This window comes from Rhodanobacter soli (genome assembly GCF_040548735.1).
Lineage (GTDB): Bacteria > Pseudomonadota > Gammaproteobacteria > Xanthomonadales > Rhodanobacteraceae > Rhodanobacter > Rhodanobacter soli_A.
In genome coordinates, this window is record NZ_JBEPSD010000003.1 from 180,017 (window position 1) to 199,245 (window position 19,229).

General features: G+C 66.7%; 17 protein-coding genes. 15 read left to right on the forward strand and 2 right to left on the reverse strand.

Annotation, left to right across the window (positions count from 1 at the left end; translation table 11 throughout):
- Positions 1-155 precede the first annotated feature (155 nt).
- Complete coding sequence (gene clpB, locus ABIE04_RS14830) at positions 156-2,747, forward strand: ATP-dependent chaperone ClpB (RefSeq protein WP_354551905.1); 2,592 nt, start codon at positions 156-158, stop codon at positions 2,745-2,747.
- A gap of 101 nt (positions 2,748-2,848) precedes the next feature.
- Here clpB and ABIE04_RS14835 read toward each other — a convergent pair whose 3' ends face one another.
- A complete protein-coding gene (locus tag ABIE04_RS14835; protein ID WP_354551907.1) occupies positions 2,849-3,580 on the reverse strand; it encodes a CsgG/HfaB family protein in 732 nt (243 codons plus the stop codon).
- Between the two features lie 437 nt (positions 3,581-4,017).
- On the reverse strand, positions 4,018-6,462 hold the full coding sequence (locus ABIE04_RS14840; RefSeq protein WP_354551909.1) for a TonB-dependent receptor plug domain-containing protein: 2,445 nt from the start codon (positions 6,460-6,462) through the stop codon (positions 4,018-4,020).
- 295 nt (positions 6,463-6,757) lie between these two features.
- On the opposite strand from ABIE04_RS14840, the gene ABIE04_RS14845 reads away from it, so the two are divergent.
- The 14 genes from ABIE04_RS14845 to tolB all read left to right on the forward strand — a co-directional run bounded on the left by ABIE04_RS14845 (position 6,758) and on the right by tolB (position 19,173).
- Positions 6,758-7,051 (forward strand): FmdB family zinc ribbon protein, encoded by a 294-nt coding sequence (locus tag ABIE04_RS14845; RefSeq protein ID WP_354551912.1) that lies wholly within the window; start codon positions 6,758-6,760, stop codon positions 7,049-7,051.
- 91 nt (positions 7,052-7,142) lie between these two features.
- On the forward strand, positions 7,143-7,703 hold the full coding sequence (locus tag ABIE04_RS14850) for a DUF3011 domain-containing protein (protein ID WP_354551914.1): 561 nt from the start codon (positions 7,143-7,145) through the stop codon (positions 7,701-7,703).
- 110 nt (positions 7,704-7,813) lie between these two features.
- Positions 7,814-9,586, forward strand: a complete 1,773-nt coding sequence (gene aspS, locus ABIE04_RS14855; protein WP_354551916.1) for an aspartate--tRNA ligase — start codon at positions 7,814-7,816, stop codon at positions 9,584-9,586.
- A 40-nt stretch (positions 9,587-9,626) separates the two neighbouring features.
- Positions 9,627-10,262: an alpha/beta hydrolase family protein gene (locus ABIE04_RS14860; RefSeq protein WP_354551918.1), complete on the forward strand. Its 636-nt coding sequence runs from the start codon at positions 9,627-9,629 to the stop codon at positions 10,260-10,262.
- Positions 10,263-10,361: 99 nt separating this feature from the next.
- The gene (locus tag ABIE04_RS14865) at positions 10,362-11,096 is read left to right on the forward strand and encodes a YebC/PmpR family DNA-binding transcriptional regulator (RefSeq protein WP_354551920.1); all 735 of its coding nucleotides are present in this window, start codon (positions 10,362-10,364) and stop codon (positions 11,094-11,096) included.
- A 33-nt stretch (positions 11,097-11,129) separates the two neighbouring features.
- A complete protein-coding gene (gene ruvC, locus ABIE04_RS14870) occupies positions 11,130-11,651 on the forward strand; it encodes a crossover junction endodeoxyribonuclease RuvC (RefSeq protein WP_354551922.1) in 522 nt (173 codons plus the stop codon).
- Entirely contained in the window at positions 11,648-12,244 is a 597-nt protein-coding gene (gene ruvA, locus ABIE04_RS14875) for a Holliday junction branch migration protein RuvA (RefSeq protein WP_354551925.1), read from the forward strand. The genes ruvC and ruvA overlap by 4 nt, the downstream gene beginning before the upstream one ends.
- A gap of 17 nt (positions 12,245-12,261) precedes the next feature.
- Positions 12,262-14,148, forward strand: a complete 1,887-nt coding sequence (locus tag ABIE04_RS14880; protein ID WP_354552766.1) for a potassium transporter Kup — start codon at positions 12,262-12,264, stop codon at positions 14,146-14,148.
- A gap of 117 nt (positions 14,149-14,265) precedes the next feature.
- Positions 14,266-15,315, forward strand: coding sequence for a Holliday junction branch migration DNA helicase RuvB (gene ruvB / locus ABIE04_RS14885; protein WP_354551927.1), 1,050 nt, complete (start codon positions 14,266-14,268; stop codon positions 15,313-15,315).
- Positions 15,308-15,727 carry a tol-pal system-associated acyl-CoA thioesterase gene (gene ybgC / locus ABIE04_RS14890; protein ID WP_354551930.1) on the forward strand — a complete coding sequence of 140 codons (420 nt, stop codon included), beginning with the start codon at positions 15,308-15,310 and terminating at the stop codon, positions 15,725-15,727. Before ruvB ends, ybgC begins: the two co-directional genes overlap by 8 nt.
- Before the next feature lie 34 nt (positions 15,728-15,761).
- A complete protein-coding gene (tolQ, locus tag ABIE04_RS14895; RefSeq protein ID WP_354551932.1) occupies positions 15,762-16,448 on the forward strand; it encodes a protein TolQ in 687 nt (228 codons plus the stop codon).
- Between the two features lie 13 nt (positions 16,449-16,461).
- On the forward strand, positions 16,462-16,914 hold the full coding sequence (gene tolR / locus ABIE04_RS14900) for a protein TolR (protein WP_354551934.1): 453 nt from the start codon (positions 16,462-16,464) through the stop codon (positions 16,912-16,914).
- Complete coding sequence (gene tolA, locus ABIE04_RS14905; protein WP_354551936.1) at positions 16,901-17,845, forward strand: cell envelope integrity protein TolA; 945 nt, start codon at positions 16,901-16,903, stop codon at positions 17,843-17,845. The genes tolR and tolA overlap by 14 nt, the downstream gene beginning before the upstream one ends.
- Positions 17,846-17,853: 8 nt before the next feature.
- Complete coding sequence (gene tolB, locus ABIE04_RS14910; RefSeq protein WP_354551938.1) at positions 17,854-19,173, forward strand: Tol-Pal system beta propeller repeat protein TolB; 1,320 nt, start codon at positions 17,854-17,856, stop codon at positions 19,171-19,173.
- Positions 19,174-19,229: the final 56 nt, after the last annotated feature.

A 19,229-nucleotide genomic window follows, 5' to 3' on the forward strand; every position in this document is an offset into this window, starting at 1 on the left:
ACCGTAACAAACCGAATGTGAAAATCGCCTTGTGGGGTGCCGGATCGAGGGTATCCGGCGAACTTGATTCGTCATGCCGCGCCCACACTTTTGCAGGCAGTGACGGGGGCGCCGTCAATTCCTCAAGACGCAAATCACCAGGCGGGATCATCGACATGCGAATGGACAAACTCACTTCGCGTTTCCAGCAGGCGCTGGCCGACGCGCAGTCGCTGGCCGTGGGCCGTGACAACAACATGCTGGAACCGGTGCACGTGATGGCGGCGCTGCTCAACCAGCAGGGCGGCTCGACCGCGCCGATGCTGACCCATGCGCAGGTCAACGTGCCGGCGCTGCAGCAGCGCGTCAACGACATGCTGGAACGGCTGCCGAAGGTCAGCGGACAGGAGGGCAACATCAACCTGGGCAACGACCTCAACCGCCTGCTCAACCTTACCGACAAGCTGGCGCAGCAGCGCGGCGACCAGTTCATCGCCAGCGAGCTGTTCGTGCTCGCGGCGCTGGACGACAAGGGCGAACTGGGCGCGGCGCTGAAGGCGGCGGGCGCGACCAAGCCGAATCTGGAAGCGGCGATCGAGAAGCTGCGCGGCGGCGAGAAGGTGCAGAGCGAGAATGCCGAGGAGCAGCGCCAGGCGCTGGAGAAATACTGCATCGACCTCACCGCGCGCGCGGAGAGCGGCAAGCTCGATCCGGTGATCGGCCGCGACGAGGAGATCCGCCGCACCATCCAGGTGCTGCAGCGGCGCACCAAGAACAACCCGGTGCTGATCGGCGAACCCGGCGTGGGCAAGACCGCGATCGTCGAGGGTCTGGCCCAGCGCATCATCAAGGGCGAGGTGCCCGAGGGCTTGCGCGACCGCCGCGTGCTGGCGCTGGACATGGGCGCGCTGATCGCCGGCGCGAAGTTCCGCGGCGAGTTCGAGGAGCGTCTGAAGGCGGTGCTCAGCGACCTGTCCAAGCAGGAAGGCCGGGTGATCCTGTTCATCGACGAGCTGCACACCATGGTCGGCGCCGGCAAGGCCGAAGGCGCGATGGACGCCGGCAACATGCTGAAGCCTGCCCTGGCGCGCGGCGAGTTGCACTGCATCGGCGCCACCACGCTGGACGAGTACCGCAAGTACATCGAGAAGGACGCCGCGCTGGAGCGCCGCTTCCAGAAGGTGTTCGTGGGCGAGCCATCGGTGGAGGACACCATCGCGATCCTGCGCGGCCTGAAGGAACGCTACGCGGTGCACCACGGCGTGGAGATCACCGACCCGGCGATCGTCGCCGCGGCCACGCTGTCGCATCGCTACATCGCCGACCGCCAACTGCCGGACAAGGCGATCGACCTGATGGACGAAGCCGCCTCGCGCATCCGCATGGAGATCGACTCCAAGCCGGAGGAACTGGATCGTCTCGAACGCCGGCTGATCCAGCTGAAGATCCAGCGCGAGATGCTGAAGAAAGAAAAAGACAGCGAGTCGAAGCAGCGCCTCGCCGACCTGGAGACCGACATCGGCAAGCTGGAGCGCGAGTTCTCCGACCTCAACGAAATCTGGAAATCCGAGAAGGCCGCGCTGCAGGGCACGACCAAGGTGAAGGAGCAGATCGAGCAGGCGCGGCAGGAACTCGACGCCGCCCAGCGCCGGCAGGACTACGCCAAGATGAGCGAGATCCAGTACGGCAAGCTGCCGGCGCTGGAGAAACAGCTCGCCGCGGCGCAGGCTGCCGAGACGCAGGACTTCAAGCTGGTGCAGACCCGCGTCACCGCCGAGGAGATCGCCGAGGTGGTCAGCCGCTGGACCGGCATCCCGGTCAGCAAGATGCTCGAGGGCGAGCGCGACAAGCTGCTGCACATGGAAGACCAACTGCACAAACGCGTGGTCGGCCAGGACGAAGCGGTGCACGCGGTGTCCGACGCGATCCGCCGTTCCCGTGCGGGATTGTCCGACCCGAACCGCCCGAACGGCTCGTTCCTGTTCCTCGGCCCCACCGGCGTGGGCAAGACCGAGCTGTGCAAGGCGCTGGCCGAGTTCATGTTCGACACCACCGACGCGATGGTGCGCATCGACATGAGCGAGTTCATGGAGAAGCACTCGGTGAGCCGGCTGGTCGGCGCGCCGCCGGGTTACGTGGGCTACGAGGAAGGCGGCTATCTCACCGAGGCGGTGCGCCGCCGGCCGTACAGCGTGATCCTGCTCGATGAAGTCGAGAAGGCGCATCCGGACGTGTTCAACATCCTGCTGCAGGTGCTCGACGACGGCCGCCTCACCGACGGCCAGGGCCGCACCGTGGACTTCCGCAACACCGTCATCGTGATGACCTCGAACCTCGGTTCGCAGATGATCCAGGACGCGGCCGAAGGCAACGGCGACGCCGAAGAGCAGTACACCCAGATGAAGGCGTCGGTGCTCGGCGTGGTGCAGGCGCACTTCCGCCCGGAGTTCATCAACCGGCTCGACGAGATCGTGGTGTTCCGCCCGCTGGACAAGACGCAGATCCGCGCGATCGCCCGGATCCAGTTGACCTACTTGGAAAAGCGCCTCGCCGAGCGCCAGCTGAAACTGGAGGTCAGCGACGCTGCGCTGACCTTGCTCGGCAACGTCGGCTTCGACCCGGTGTACGGGGCGCGGCCGCTGAAGCGGGCGATCCAGCAGCAACTGGAGAACCCGCTGGCCAAACAGATTCTCGAAGGCCGCTTCCAGTCCGGCGACACGGTCGAGGTCGCCGCCGAGGGCGGGCAGCTGGTGTTTCGCAAGGGCTGAGGTTGGCCGTCGGGGCGGCGTAGAACTAAGGCGTGTCGCGCCCGCCATGCTGTGCGGCGCCGGGGACCGCCCGGTTCGCCGCACGGCTTCGCCGCAAGCGGTCAGTCGAGGTCGAGGGTGTCCTTGCTGCTCTGGCGCCGACGCTGCTCCTTCTGCTCGTAGCGGGCTTCGCAGCCGTCACGTTTGACCATCGTGCAATCGAGGTAGTCGGTGGCCTCGATCAGCGCGGCGCGCACCGCCTTGCTGGCCGGGGTCTTCTTTGCATGGGCGAAGTCGCCGCCGACCCCGCTGACGTAGCCGCGCAGGTTCATCCCGCCGCTGGAGCTGCGGCCCTCGACGGTGCGCGAATACACCACTTCGGACGTCTCCGCGTCGATCACGCGCAGGTCGATCGCGATGTATGCCTCCGACTTGCCGCCGCCTACCCGGAAGCCCGCGATATTGAGGCCGCCGCCGGTATTGGAGGTGTCCTCGGTATACGCACTGACACTGCCGGTGATCAGGTACTGGGCACCGGTGATGTTGCCGGTGTGCGGGGTGCTGCCCGGGCGCATACGGGAAGAGGCGGCCAGGTCCTGCTCGGCCAGTACGGCGTCGATCTTCTGCCGTTCGATCACCTTGAAGTCGCCGGTGGCGCTCAACTCGTTGCTGAGCACGTCGGCGAGTTGGTTGCCGACATCGCCGTTCCACCAGTTGGCGGAGCTGGTCTGGTTGGTGAAGTCGATCACGGCGACGGTCATCGTCGGCGCCTCGCGGGCCATGGCGGCACCGCCTGCGGTCAGTGCCAGGGCCAGTGCCGCGCCCAGCATGCTTGTACGGTTCACAGGTTTCATGGATTCCCCTCCAGTTGATGGCGTGATGCTGTCCCCAATCAGTTGCCGGTCCTGCGTTGACGCCGGCGCTGTCGCGCCGAGCCAAGTCGTGTACTGGATCCCCCTGGTGCCGGATGGCGAGTGTCGCGCAGGCGGCGAGGGCGAGGATGCCGTCGCGCGAACACGGGGGATGCTGTCCATGCTGGATTGGCGTTGTCAAGTGACGGGACGTCAGGATCGTCACGTGACGCTGGGCCGGGTGATTATCCGGAGCTGCCGTCCTCCCGGCTGTCGGCGCGGGCGACATAAGCTGTCAGCGAAATCCGTCAATGCCTGGCGGCGGGGATGACATGTGCGGCTGGAAACCGGTGTTTGCAGCACCGCCGGCGCCTGCCGATGGCGCCGGCAACGAAAAGCCCCGGCCTGGCCGGGGCTTTTCTCTTTCCTGCCGCAGGGGTTTACCAGCGGTACGCCACCTTGCCGTAGACATAGGCGCCGTTGAAGCCGAACGGCGAGAACACCGAGTAGGGGAAGGTGCCGTTGTTGTCGTTGTTGAGCGCGGCGGAAGCCTTGTCCGGATGGGTGTTGAACACGTTGTCGGCACCGAGGCCGAAGGTCCAGCGGTCGAGGTTGTAGTTCAGCGCCAGGTCGAGCAGCCACTTGCTGCCGTAGGTCTGGTCGAAGGTGGGATTGGAGGAATTGTAGGCGGTGAACTTGTCGTAGCGGGTCAGCGTGCCGTTGAGGTTCCAGTTGCCGACGCTGTACAGGCCGTTGAGGATCAGCTTGCTGCGCGGCGTGGTGTCGGCGAGCAGGCCGTACTGGTCGCGGCGGTCGATGCGCTTGAGGTTCAGGCCCAGCGAATCCAGGATCGCGGGATTCGGCTTGACGTCGGTGACCTTGTTCTTGTTGTAGTTGTAGCTCAGCGTGGTCTGCAGCGTGCCGGCCTGGCCGAAGTCGAACAGGTAGCTGCCGACCAGATCGACGCCGCGCGTGCGCGTGTCCACCGCATTGGTGAAGTAGGCGATGCTGCTGTAGTTGGTGTTGGTGATGCCGTTCGCCGCCAGGTAGGCCTGCACGGCCGGTGCTGTGATCGCCAGGTTGCTGGACAGGGTGATGCGGTCGCTGATGGTGATCTGGTAGATGTCCACGCTGAGGTTCAGCGGATCGACCGGGTTCCATACCAGGCCGGCGCTGTAATTGCGCGACTTCTCCGGCTTCAGCGGCTGCCCGCCCAGCAACAATGCGATCGGGCTGGTGGCGCCGACCAGGCCGGTGTTGTAGATGCCCGGGGCCAGGCCGGGAGGCGCATTGCCCGGGCCGTAGTACAGCGATTGCGTATACGCGTAGAACTGCTGCGCCAGCGAAGGCGCGCGGAAGCCGGTGGAGGCGCTGGCGCGCAGGGCGAAGCGGTCGGTGAAGTCGAAGCGGCCGGCCAGCGAGCCGGAGGTGGTGGTGCCGAAGTCCGAGTAATCCTCGTGCCGCACGGCCAGCGACGTGCCCAGGCGGTCGGTGAGGTTGGTTTCCAGGCTCACGTATTCGGCCACGCTGTGCCTGGCATGCGAGCCGGCGTTGGCCGGCTGGTAACCGCCGAAGCCCTGCGCGCCGCCGGACACGCCTGACGTGCCGACGTAATAGGAGGCGGGGTCGCCGGCGGTGATGCTGTAGCTCTGGCGCAGGTACTCGGTGCCGAATGCCAGGGTGACCGGGTTGGGCAGCCAGCCCACCGACAGCTCCTTGGCGATATCGATGTCGAACGATTGCTGGGTGGCCTTCAGGATGCCGTCGTGGAAACGGGTGGGGCTGCTGCCGAAGTCATTCAGGAAGGCGCGGTTCACGCTGTTTTCGGTGGCGTACGAGACCCGGTTGGCGCCGTAGTTGCCGCTGATGTCCCAGCGCCAGCCGCCGGCAGTCTTGCCGCGCAGGCCAAGCACCAGCGACTGGTCGGTCGATACCGCGTTTTCCAGCGGCAGGTAGCCATCGGGGTAGATCGTGGGCGCCGAGTTGCTGTTGTCCACGCTGCGGAAGAATGCGGTCGAGGTGCTGTCGCGCTTGCCGTAGTGGCCGAACGCATACAGCTGCACGCCGGGCGTGAGGTCGTACTGGCTGTTGAGGAACAGGTTGTGGTCGCGCACGGCCGGGTCGCCAAAGCGCTGGCGCACGCCATCCTGCGGGCGCCGGCGATCCACGCCGGCACGGTTGGTGATGTTCTGGTTGCCCTCCTGCAGGCTGAAGCGCAGCCAGCCCTTGTCGTTGTTCAACGGCAGGCCGAAGTTGGCCGAGCCCTGCCAGATCTGGCCGTCGCCGGCCGAGTACTGTCCGCCGTTGAGTTCCACGTCGCCACCGGTGGCGCCCTTCTTCAGCACCACGTTGATCACGCCGGCGATGGCATCGGAACCGTACTGGGCCGAGGCGCCGTCGCGCAGCACTTCGATGTGGTCGATCGCCGCCATGGGGATGGTGTTGAGGTCCACCGCCTGCGAGCCGCGTCCGAGCACGCCGTTGGTGACGATGATGGCGCCCGGATGCCAGCGCTTGCCGTCCACCAGCACCAGTACCTGGTCCGGCGACAAGCCGCGCAGTTGCGCCGGACGTTGTGAATCGGCGGTGTCCGCGGCGGACGGCCGCGGAAAAGTCAGCGACGGGATGATGCGCGCCAGCGCGGTGGACAGCTCGCTGGTGCCGGTCTGCTGCAGCACCTTGGCCGAGACCACGTCGATCGGGGTCAGCGAACTGCTCTCGGTACGGTTGTCGGCACGCGTGCCGGTGACGATCACCGTGCTGAGGTTCTTGGCCTTGGCCGGGGTGGGCTGGGTGGCTTCCTGCGCGGCGACATTCCCGGCCAAGGCCAGCAACACCGCAGCGGGAAGCCATGCCGAAGCGATCGGATGGGAACGTTTGCTCATGGGGAACTCTCCAGGTTCATGGATTGCTGCGGCGCAGCAACTGCAGACTAGCGATGCGCCCATGCTTCGTCAATAGACGTATAGACGTCTATCAGTCCAAATGACTTTCCATCATTTCTTGCGATGCGGGATGGGTGTGCGTGAAGCCGGCGGTCTGGCGCGTGTTTGTCCGGTTCACAGGCTACCGCCGTGGCATGATCGTCGCCATGCGCCGCCTGGCACGTTGAAATCCGGCCGCGCGGGCCGATAATGGTCTGTTGCCGGCCTCATGATGACCGGCGTGTACGGAGTTTCCATGCCCATCTACGAATTCGAATGCGGCAGTTGCGGCCATCGCTTCGACCGCCTGCAGAAGTTGTCCGATAGCGATCCCACCGTTTGCCCCGCCTGCGACGCGCCGCATCTGCGGCGGATGGTCAGCGCGCCGTCGTTCCGGCTCGCCGGCAGCGGCTGGTACGAAACGGATTTCAAGAAGGACGGCGACAAGAAGCGCAATCTCGCCGATGGCAGCGGTGCCGACGCCAAGCCCGCCGCAAGCGTGCCGGCGGCACCACCAGCGCCCGCGGCCAAGCCCGCCAGCGGCGACTGAGCCTCGGCGCAAGCCGCTGCGTGGGCTATGTTCAAGCAGGGTTTGGTTTGCCTGCGATAGCGTTGGCGGCAACTTCCCGGGGGACAGGCACATGCATCTTTCATCCAGGTTTCTGCTCGGCGCCGCGGCGGTGTTGCTCGGCGTGCTGTCGTTGCCGACGGCATCCCGCGCCCAGTCCCGGCAGGGCGATGCGGCAATCCGCTGCGAGAGCATCAACGGCAAGTTCAACCGTTGCGCCATGCCGTGGCGCGACGCCCGGCTGGTCCGGCAGGAGTCGAAAGGCGCCTGCATCCGCGGGGAAAGCTGGGGCGTGGACCGCCAGGGTCTGTGGGTGGACCGCGGTTGTCGCGGCCTGTTCGCCGAGGCCGATGGCGGCCGTCCCGGTTATGGCCGTCCCGGGCATGGCGGCCCCGGCTACGGCGGCTGGCAGCCGGGCCCGGGTTGGGATCGGCAGATCCGCCTGCAGTGCGACAGCAACAAGAAGCGCTACCAGATGTGCCAGGTCGACGTCGGTCGCCGTGGGCGCGTGCGGTTGGTGCGGCAGATGTCCGATGCCCGCTGCAGCGAGGGCTACAGCTGGGGCTGGAACCGCGCCGGCGTGTGGGTGAACCACGGCTGCCGCGGCCAGTTCGTGGTCGACCGCCGCTGGTGAGCGGTTCCGGGCCGGCCGGCCCGGAGCCCCGCCTCTCACGGCGGTGGTAACATTCCGGGTCTTTTCCATCTGTTTCGGCCGCCCTGCGGCCCGCCCGGAGTTTCAAGCGCATGCGCACGCATTACTGCGGCCTCATCGATGAGTCGCTGATCGGCCAGACCGTCACCCTGTGCGGCTGGGTCAACAAGATCCGCCTGCAGGCCCACGTCGCCTTCGTCGACCTGCGCGACCACGAGGGCCTGGCCCAGGTGGTGATCGAACGGGAGAACGCCGCGACGTTCGCCGTCGCCGGCGAGATCGGCAACGAGTACTGCCTGCGCGTCACCGGCACGATCCGCCCACGGCTGTCGGTCAACGACAAGCTGAAGACCGGCACGATCGAGCTGCTGGCCGACACGGTCGAGGTGCTCAACGCCGCGAAGGACCTGCCGTTCGCGCTGCACGAGAACCCGAACGAGGATATGCGGATGACCTACCGCTACCTCGACCTGCGCCGCCCCGAGATGCAGGCGATGATGCGCAAGCGCATCAAGCTGGTGCAGACGCTGCGTCGCTATCTCGATGACCGTGGTTTCCAGGACGTGGAGACGCCGATCCTGACCAAGGCCACCCCCGAGGGCGCGCGCGACTACCTGGTGCCCAGCCGCGTGCATCCGGGCCAGTTCTACGCATTGCCGCAGTCGCCGCAGCTGTTCAAGCAGATCCTGATGGTGGCCGGCTTCGACCGCTACTACCAGATCGCCCGCTGCTTCCGCGACGAGGACCTGCGCGCCGACCGCCAGCCGGAGTTCACCCAGCTCGACCTGGAGTTCGCCTTCGTCGAGGAAAAGGACGTGCAGGATTTCGTGGAGGAATTGATCCGCCACGTGTTCCGCGAAGTGCAGGGCGTCGAACTCGATGCCACGTTCCCGCGCATGACCTGGGCCGAGGCGATGCGCCGCTTCGGTTCGGACAAGCCGGACCTGCGCATTGCGCTGGAGCTGGTCGACGTCGCCGAGGCGGTGAAGCACGTCGAGTTCAAGGTATTCGCCGAACCGGCCAATGATCCGGACGGCCGCGTCGCCGCGCTGCGCGTACCGGGCGGCAGCACGCTGTCGCGCAAGGACATCGACGGCCTGGCCGAGTACGCCGCGCGCTACGGCGCGAAGGGCCTGGCCTGGCTCAAGGTCGAGGATTTGGCGAAGGGCCGCGAAGGCATCAACTCGCCGGTGGCGAAGTTCCTCGACGACGCGGCGCTGGACGGCGTGCTCAAGGCCACCGCTGCGCAGAGCGGCGACATCGTGTTTTTTGGCGCTGGTGCGTGGAAGACCGTCACCGACTTCATGGGCGCGCTGCGGCTGAAGGTCGGCAAGGACCGCGGCCTGGTCGAGGACAGCTGGAAGCCGCTGTGGGTCACCGATTTCCCGATGTTCGAGTACGACGCCGAGGCGCAGCGCTTCGTGGCCCTGCACCATCCGTTCACCGCGCCGAAGGTGGATGACGCCGCCCAGCTGCGCGCCGATCCGCACAACGCGGTGAGCCGCGGCTACGACATGGTGTTGAACGGCAACGAGATCGGCGGCGGCTCGATCCGCATCCACCACCCGGAAATGCAGAGCACGGTGTTCGACCTGCTCGGCATCGGTGCCGAGGAAGCCGAGATGAAGTTCGGCTTCCTGCTGAAGGCGCTGAAATTCGGCGCGCCGCCGCATGGCGGCCTCGCGTTCGGCATCGACCGCATCGCCGCGCTGATGGCCGGCACCGAGTCGATCCGCGACGTGATCGCGTTCCCCAAGACCACCAGCGCGCAGGATTTGATGACCGACGCGCCGTCGATGGTGAGCGACGCGCAACTGAAGGAGCTGCATGTGCGCGTGGCGGCCGTCAAGGAGACTGTCGGCTGATCCGCCGACAGTTCCCCGTGCGACCTTTCGGCGACACGCCATGAGCGAGCACGTGATCCTGCTGCACGGCCTGTGGATGCGCGGTTTCGCGCTGTCCATGCTGCACCGCCGGCTGATCGAGGCGGGTTTCCGCGTGCACCGCTTCGATTACCTGAGCGTGGCGGCGACCCAGCAGCGCATTCTGGACCGCTTGCAGGCGCGCATGGCCGCGCTGGCGGGTGAGGCCGAGGCGGTGCACCTGGTCGGCCACAGTCTCGGCGGCTTGCTGGCCTTGCGCGCCTGCCTCGACGGCAACCTGCCGTCCGGCCGCATCGTCTGCCTGGGTTCGCCGCTGAAAGGCAGCGCCGCCGCGCGCGGCTTCGCCGCCTGGGGGCGTGGCGGCGAAGTGCTGCTGGGGCACAACCGCGAATTGCTGCAGCAGGGTTTCGAACGCTGGGACGGGGCGCGCGAGGTCGGCGTGATCGCCGGTCGCATGCCGCTCGGCCTGGGCGCCATGCTCGGCCATTTCGTCGGCGAGCACGACGGCACGGTGGCGGTGGAGGAAACCCGCCTGGCCGGACTGGCCGCGCATTGCGTGGTCGAGGCGAACCATACCGGCCTGCTGTTCTCGCAGGAGGTGGCGCGGCTGGTGGCGGAATTCCTGCGGAATGGGCAGTTCACGGGGCCTCTCGGCTGAGTCGCCATGCCGCGGTACGGCGATGGCGGTGCAGCCGGCACGGCGGCCGAATTCAGGTAAAATTGGCCGCTTGTCCAATCGCTTCGTGCAGGAATCGTCATGGGTAGAGGCCCGTCCATCGAAGGTCGCAAGAACGCCGAAGACGCCAAGCGCGCCAAGGTGTTCACCAAGCTGATCCGCGAGATCACCGTCGCCACGCGCGCCGGGGTGGCCGACCCTGGCGGCAACCCGCGGCTGCGTGCGGCGATCGACAAGGCGTTGTCGGCGAACATGACTCGCGACACCATTGATCGCGCGGTCAAGCGCGGCTCCGGTGTCGACGGCGGCGCCGACATGCAGGAGCTGCGCTACGAAGGCTACGGCCCGGCCGGCATCGCGCTGATCATCGAGAGCTTCACCGACAATCCCACCCGCACCGTGGCCGACGTGCGCTACGCGCTGACCAAGCACGGCGGCAACCTCGGCACCTCGGGTTCGGTGGCGTTCCAGTTCACCCGTTGCGGCGAGCTGGTGTTCGCCACCGGCGGCGACGCGGCGGCCGAGGAAAAGGTGCTGGAAGCGGCGCTGGAAGCCGGTGCCGACGACGTGCTCAACGAGCACGGCGAGAGCATCGTGCTGTGCACGCCGGAGAACTTCGAGGCGGTGCAGCAGGGGTTGATCGCGGCCGGGCTGAACGCCCAGCACGCCGGTGTGGTGATGCGCCCGAACAACCGCGTCGAGGTGCCGGAGGAGGCGCTGGAGCAACTGCTCGACCTGCTCGAGAAGCTCGATTCGCTGGACGACGTGAGCGAGGTGTCGCACAACGCCTTGCTGCCCTCCGGGACCGCCGAATAAGTCGGAGGCCGCGCGCCTTCGCATCGCATCGTGATGACCCGCATTATCGGCATCGATCCCGGCAGCCAGCGCACCGGCGTGGGCATCATCGACGTGGACGAGGCAGGCAAGCTCACCCACGTCTTTCACGGTGCGCTGGCGGTGGCCGGCGAGGCCACGTTCCCGCTGCGCCTGAAACGCATCTTTGACGAACTGTGTGACATCATCGCCACGCATCAGCCCGCCGAGTGCGGGATCGAGCGCGTGTTCATGGCGCGCAATCCGGATTCGGCGTTGAAGCTTGGACAGGCGCGCGGCGCCGCCATTTGCGCGGTGGTCAGCCAGGGGATCGTGGTGCACGAATACGCAGCAACCGAAGTGAAGCAGTCCGTGGTCGGCAGCGGTCGCGGCGACAAGACCCAGGTACAGCACATGATCGGCGTGCTGCTCAGCCTCAAGGGGCCGCTGCAGGCCGATGCCGCCGATGCGCTGGCGGTGGCGGTGACGCATGCGCACACCCGCGCCAGCCTGGCCCGCGTCGGCATCCCGCGCACGGCCTGGAGGCGACGCCGGTGATCGGGCGTCTGCGCGGCATCCTGATCAGCAAGCAGCCGCCATCGCTGCTGATCGAGGTTGGCGGCGTCGGCTACGAGGTCGAGGCGCCGATGTCGACGATCTACGACCTGCCGGGCCTCGGCAAGGAAGTGGTCCTGCTCATCCATCACGCGGTGAAGGAAGACAGCATCACGCTGTACGGTTTCCTGCACGAAGCCGAGCGCACGCTGTTCCGCAACCTGCTGAAAGTCAGCGGGATCGGCGCGAAGATCGCGCTGGCGGTGCTGTCCGGCGTGTCCACCGACCATTTCGCGCGGCTGGTGCAGGCCGGCGACGTGGTCGCGCTGACCAAGATCCCCGGCATCGGCAAGAAGACCGCCGAGCGCATCGTGGTGGAACTGCGCGATCGCCTCGATGGCATGTCCGGCATTCCCGGTGCCACGCTGCATGCGGCGGGCGCGCCGCTGGACGCCGCCGGCGAAGCGACCGTGGCGCTACAGCAGCTGGGCTACAAGCCGGTCGAGGTGAGCCGGCTGGTGCAGAAGGTCGCCGCCGAGGGCGACGACGCCGAAGCGATCATCCGCAAGGCCCTGCGCGCGGCGCTCGGGAGCTGATCGTGGGACAGCAGACCATGCAGGGCGAATCGCCGTCAGAAACCCGGCGCCGGTTGCGGACGCTGGCGCTGGGTGCCATCGGCGTGGTGTTCGGCGACATCGGCACCAGCCCGCTGTACACCATGAAGGAAACCCTCGGCACGCACGGCATGACGCCGACCGAGCCGGCGGTGCTGGGCGTGCTGTCGCTGGTGTTCTGGGCGCTGATCATGGTGGTGTCGCTGAAGTACGTCACCTTCGTGATGCGCGCGGACAACAAGGGCGAAGGCGGCATCATGGCGCTGATGGCGCTGGCGCAGCGCTCGATGAGCGGCTCGGCGCGCTCGCGCTGGGTGCTGGCCGGGTTCGGCATCTTCGGCGCGGCGCTGTTCTACGGCGACGGCGTGATCACCCCGGCGATCTCGGTGCTCGGCGCGGTCGAGGGCCTGCAGGTGGCGGCGCCCGGCCTGGGCAAGTACGTGGTGTGGATCGCGCTGGCGATCCTGCTGTGCATGTTCGCGGTGCAGCGGCACGGCACGCACAAGGTCGGCAAGGCGTTCGCGCCGGTGATGACGCTGTGGTTCGTGGTGCTGGCGGTGCTCGGCGTGCGCCAGATCATCGCCAACCCGCAAGTGCTGTATGCGGTCAACCCGATACATGCAGTGCGCTTCTTCGTCAGCCACGGCAATACCTCGTTCATCGCCCTCGGCGGCGTGGTGCTGGCGCTGACCGGTGCCGAGGCGCTGTACGCCGACATGGGCCACTTCGGCAAGAAGCCCATCCGGCTGGCCTGGTTCGGCTTCGTGCTGCCGGCCCTGCTGCTCAATTACTTCGGCCAGGGCGCGCTGCTGCTGGGCGACCCGCTGGCGATCTCCAGCCCGTTCTACCTGATGGTGCCTGCGCCGCTGCTGTACCCGATGATCGTGCTGTCGGCGGCGGCGGCGGTGATCGCGTCGCAGGCGGTGATCTCCGGCGCGTTCTCGATGACCCGCGAGGCGATGTCGTTGGGCTATTCGCCGCGGCTGGCGGTGGTGCACACCTCGCGCGAGATGTCCGGACAGATCTTCGTGCCGTGGGTCAACCGCATGCTGATGGTGCTGGTGATCCTGGCGGTGCTCGGCTTCCGCAGCTCCGACAACCTGGGTGCCGCCTACGGCATCGCGGTGACCGGCACCATGACCATGACCACCTTGCTGGCGCTGGTGGTGGCGCGCAAGCGCTGGCACTGGAGCTGGCCGACGGTGGTGCTGGTCGGCGTGCTGTTCCTGATCATCGACCTGTCGTTCTTCGGTGCGAACCTGCTGAAGGTGGCGCACGGCGGCTGGTTCCCGCTGGTGCTCGGCGTGGTGCTGTTCAGCGTGATGACGACCTGGCGCCGCGGCCGCGAACTGGTGGTGCGCGAGATCAAGCAGGGCGGGCTGGCGCTGGCGCCGTTCATCGAGAACATCGCCGAGCACCCGCCGCTGCGCGTGCCGGGCACGGCGATCTTCCTCACCGCGAACCAGCACGCCGTGCCGCATGCGCTGCTGCACAACCTCAAGCACAACAAGGTGCTGCACGAACGCAACGTGCTGCTGACGGTGGAAACGCTGGAAACGCCGGTGGCCGAGGCCGACGAGCGCATCGCGATCACCCCGATGGCCGGCAATTTCTTCGGGCTGGAGCTGCGCTTCGGTTTCGCCGAGGACCCGAACATCCCGCTGGCGCTCACCCAGTGCACGCGCGAGGGCCTCGGCTTCGACATGATGGACACCACCTTCTTCCTGTCACGCGAAACCATCGTGGCCGACGCGCGCCGCCCCGGCATGGCGCTATGGCGCGACAAGCTGTTCGCGTTCCTGTCGCGCAACGCGATGCCGGCCACCGCGTTCTTCCAGATCCCCGGCAACCGGCTGATCGAGCTGGGAGCGCAGGTGGAGATCTGATCCGGCCTGTAGGAGCCCGCTTGCGGGCGATATCCTGGCTTCGGCATGCATCGGAGCAGAAGCATCGCCCGCAAGCTGGCTCCTACAAGTGCGGGGCGAGCCTGCCATAATCCCCGCATGACCGAAGCCCGCATCATCACCGCTGCCGCCCAGCTCGACGACGAGGCGCTGGAAGCCACCATCCGGCCGAAGCGGCTGGCCGAATACCTCGGGCAGCAGGCGGTGCGCGAGCAGCTGTCGATCTACATCGAGGCGGCGCGCAAACGCGGCGGCGCGTTGGACCACGTGCTGATCTTCGGCCCGCCGGGCCTGGGCAAGACCACGCTCAGCCATGTCATCGCGAACGAGCTGGGGGTCAACCTGCGCTCCACCTCCGGTCCCGTGCTGGAGCGCGCCGGCGACCTGGCCGCGCTGCTGACCAACCTGGAGGCGAACGATGTGCTGTTCGTCGACGAGATCCACCGCCTGTCGCCGATCGTCGAGGAAGTGCTGTACCCGGCCATGGAGGACTTCCAGATCGACATCATGATCGGCGAAGGTCCGGCCGCGCGCTCGATCAAGCTGGACCTGCCGCCGTTCACCCTGATCGGCGCCACCACCCGCGCCGGCATGCTCACCGCGCCGTTGCGCGACCGCTTCGGCATCGTGCAGCGGCTGGAGTTCTACACCGCCGACGAGCTCACCGCGATCGTGCGCCGTGCCGCGAAGATCCTCGGCATCGTCTGCGCGCCGGAAGGGGCGCAGGAAATCGCCCGCCGCTCGCGCGGCACGCCGCGCATCGCCAACCGCCTGCTGCGCCGGGTGCGCGACTATGCCGAGGTGCGCGCCGGCGGCGAGATCACGCTGGCGGCAGCCCGTGCCGCGCTGGACATGCTGAAGATCGACCCGGAAGGCTTCGACGAGCTGGATCGGCGCCTGCTCGGGCTGATCATCGAGAACTTCGACGGCGGCCCGGTCGGGGTGGAATCGCTGGCCGCCGCACTGAGCGAGGACCGCGGCACGCTGGAGGACGTGGTCGAGCCCTACCTGATCCAGCAGGGTTACCTGGTGCGCACCGCCCGCGGCCGCATGGTCAGCGCCAGGGGCTGGCGCCACCTGGGACTGACCCCGCCGCCACGGCAGGCGCAGCCCGCCGACCTGTTCGATGCCGGAACCGACGATGCCTGAATCCGCTCCGACGCTGCCCTTCAGCTGGAAGGTACGGGTCTACTGGGAAGACACCGACGCCGGCGGCGTGGTCTACCATGCCGGCTACCTGCGCTTCATGGAGCGCGCCCGCAGCGAGTGGATGCGCGCGCTCGGCGTCGACCAGATGGCGTTCAAGCAGGCCACCGGGCTGGCCTTCATGGTGCGCGACATGCACATCGACTTCCTCAGGCCCGCCCTGCTGGATGATGAACTGTCGGTAACGGTCGAGGTCAAAGAACGGCGCGCAGCCAGTATCCTGTTCACCCAGACGATCACGAAGACGGACGGCAGTTGCCTGATCCGCGCAAGCGTCCGGGTGGCCTGCGTGGACCTCGGGCGCATGCGGCCGGCCCCGATTCCGGCCGACCTGATCCCGCAACCCGCACCCTAGACAACCAAGCCGACTGGCGGAGAACCTGCAAGCAATGAACGGTGGACTGAATGTATTCTCGCTAGTCGCGGATTCGAGCGTGCCGGTAAAACTGGTGCTGCTGATCCTGCTGGTGTTCTCGTTCCTGTCGTGGGTGATCATCATCCGCAAGTACTCGCAGACCAAGGCGGCGATGGAGAATGCCGAGGAGTTCGAGGAGCGCTTCTGGTCCGGTGGCGACCTGGCCCAGCTGTTCCGCGAGGTCAGCAACCGCAACGGCGGCACCGGCGGCATCGAGAACATCTTCGAGTCGGGCTTCCGCGAGTTCGCGCGCCAACGCCAGCGCAAGACCCACGATCCGCGCAGCGCGATCGAGGGTTCCGAGCGCGCCATGCAGGTGGCCGGCACGCGCGAGATCGGCCTGCTCGAGCGCAACCTGGAGTTCCTCGCCAACGTCGGCTCGATCAGCCCGTACGTGGGCCTGTTCGGCACCGTGTGGGGCATCATGGGCGCGTTCCAGGGCCTGGGCGACATGAAGGACGTGACCATCGCGGTGGTCGCGCCGCACATCTCCGAGGCGCTGATCGCCACCGCGATGGGCCTGTTCGCGGCGATCCCGGCGCAGTGGGCGTACAACCGCTACGCCACCAAGGTCGAGCGCATCGCTTCGCGCTACGACGTGTTCCAGGAGGAGTTCTCCTCCGTGCTGCAGCGGCAGATCCAGACCGACGACGTCGCCTGAGCGGAGAGCAGCCATGCGAACCTCCGGGCGCCAGCGGCGCTACAAGCTCAAATCCGAAATCAACGTGGTGCCGTACATCGACGTGATGCTGGTGCTGCTGATCATCTTCATGGTCACCACGCCGATGATGAAATCCAATGTCGACGTGAACCTGCCGCAGGCCGATGCCAAGTCGCTGCAGCAGAAAAAGGATCCGGTCATCGTCACGGTCAAGCAGGACGGCCAGTTGTTCCTGACCTTGCCCGGTGCCGAAAAGGAACTGCTGGACGCGACTGCCCTGCAGACCAAGATAGGTGCCTTCGTGCGCACGAACCCCGACGTCAACGTGCTGGTGGCGGGCGACGACCAGGGCCATTACGGCGGCGTGGTCGAGGTGCTGGCCGAGTTGCAAACAGCCGGCGTCTCCAAGGTGGGCCTGATGGCCCAGCCCGTGCAGGGCAAGAGCACGTCCAATGGACGAAAGTAAGGCGACGCCGAAGGCGGTCGTACTTTCCGCCATCCTGCACATCGGCATCGTGGGGTTCCTGTTCCTCGCGGTCCTGCCGTGTTCGACCTACGAGAACGTATTCAACGCGCTGCACCTGCCGGCGTGGATGAACCCGATCACCTGCTCGAAGCCGCTGGAATTGCAGGGCCAGATCATCGAGGCGACCCTGATCGGCCCCACCGGCAGCCCGCCACCGAAGGCAGTGAAGGTCAAGCCGGTGCCCGATTCCACGCCGCCGCCACCGACCGTGCCGCCGCCGACGCCGCCCAAGATCGAGGCGCCGGAGGTGAAGACCCTGCCGCCGCCGCCCAAGCAGCCCGACCTCAAGGACCAGGAACGGGTGGTGGAGGAGGCTGCGCTGAAGGCCGAGGAAGCGAAACAGCTGCAGGAGGAAAAGCAGCGCCAGCGGCAGGCCGAGCTGGATGCGCAGGCGGTCAAGCAGAAGCAGGAAAAGCAGAAGCAGATCGACGACCTGTTCGCCAAGATGGACGCGGCGGCGCAGCAGACCCGCAAGCTCGACAGCAAGGCCAAGCAGGCCAGGCAGCAGCTGGAGGACCTGAAGAACGCCCAGGACAACGGCGCGCCCGACCTGCCCAACGCGGCGCAGCGCCAGACCGGCAACAACAGCCAGAACAGCAACCTCGCCGACGAATATGCGGCGGCCATTCAGAATGCGGTCACGCCGAACTGGTTAAGGCCGGATAACATACCGGCAGTTCCGTGTCAGGTTCATATCGTGCAATCGCCCGGCGGTGACGTGATGAGTGCCACCGTCGATTCCAGCTGCCCGTATGACGATGCTGGCCGGCGTTCGGTCGAGAATGCGGTACTGCGCACCAAGACCTTGCCCTACAAGGGCTTTGAAAGCGTGTTCCAGCGCAACCTCACCTTCACATTCAGGCCGCAATGATCAAGCCCATGCGCAAATTCAGCTCAAGCTTCGCCGTCATCCTGCTGGCCGCGGTGGCGTTGTTCGCCGGCCCGGCGGCCGCCCAATCGTTGAATGTCGACATCGTCGGTGGCGTCAAGACCGCCACCCCGATCGTGGTGGTGCCGTTCGCGCAAGCCGGCGGGGCACCGTTGTCGACCGACATCGCCGACGTGATGCGCAACGATTTCAACCGTTCCGGCAAGTTCCGTTCGCTGGCCAAGAGCGACATCGTGGAGTTCCCGTCCAAGGGGTCGGACATCAAGTTCGCCACCTGGCGCCTGCTGAAGCAGGACTACATCGTGGTCGGCAACGTCCAGGATGCCGGCAACGGCATGGTGCAGGTCGAATACGAGCTGTGGGACGTCAACAAGCAGCAGAGCCTGCTGCACCAGCAGATGCCGCCGGCGCCGGTGGGCGACCTGCGCAGCGTGGCGCACCAGATCGCGGACATCGTCTACGAGAAGATCACCGGTGTGCGCGGTGCGTTCTGGACCCGCATCGCCTATATCACCGCGGTCGGCCTCGGCAACAACACCACCTATTCGCTGATCGTGGCCGATTCGGATGGCTACAACCCGCAGGTGGTGGCGCGCTCGAAGGAGTCGCTGCTGTCGCCGTCGTGGTCGCCGGACGGCCGCAAGATCGCCTACGTCTCGTTCGAGAGCGGCAACTCGTCGATCTACGTGCAGGACATCACCACCGGCTCGCGCCAGCTGGTCGAGTCGCATCCCCGTGGCATCAACGGTGCGCCGGCCTGGTCGCCGGACGGCAGCAAGCTGGCGGTGGCGCTGTCCTACGTCGGCAACCTCGAGCTGTTCGTGCTGGACCTGGCCAGCCGCCACGAAACCCGGCTGACCAACAGCCTGGCAATCGACACCGAGCCGGTCTGGGCGCCCGATGGCCAGAGCATCTATTTCACCTCCGACCGTTCCGGCCGGCCGCAGATCTACCAGGTTTCGGCCAGCGGCGGCACGCCGCAGCGGATCAGTTTCCAGGGTCAGAGCAACCTTAATGCCTCGGTGAGCTACGACGGCAAACAGATCGCCATGGTGCAGGGCAACGGGAACGTGTATCGTATTACCGTCATGGATCGCAGCCTGGGTGACCAGGTGCGTTTCCTCTCGCCGGGCCCGATCGACGAGTCCCCGAGTTTTGCTCCGAATGCCAGCATGCTGCTGTATGCCGCTACCGAAGGACGTCGCGGCGTGTTGTACGCCGTATCGGCTGACGGTCTGGTTCGCCAGCGCCTCGTACTTTCCGATGGCGACGTGCGCGAACCCGCCTGGGGGCCATATCGGCAACGTTGAATTTTTCATGCTGCTGCACGCAAGTGCGGCAACATGATGCCCAGGGATTGGGCCCG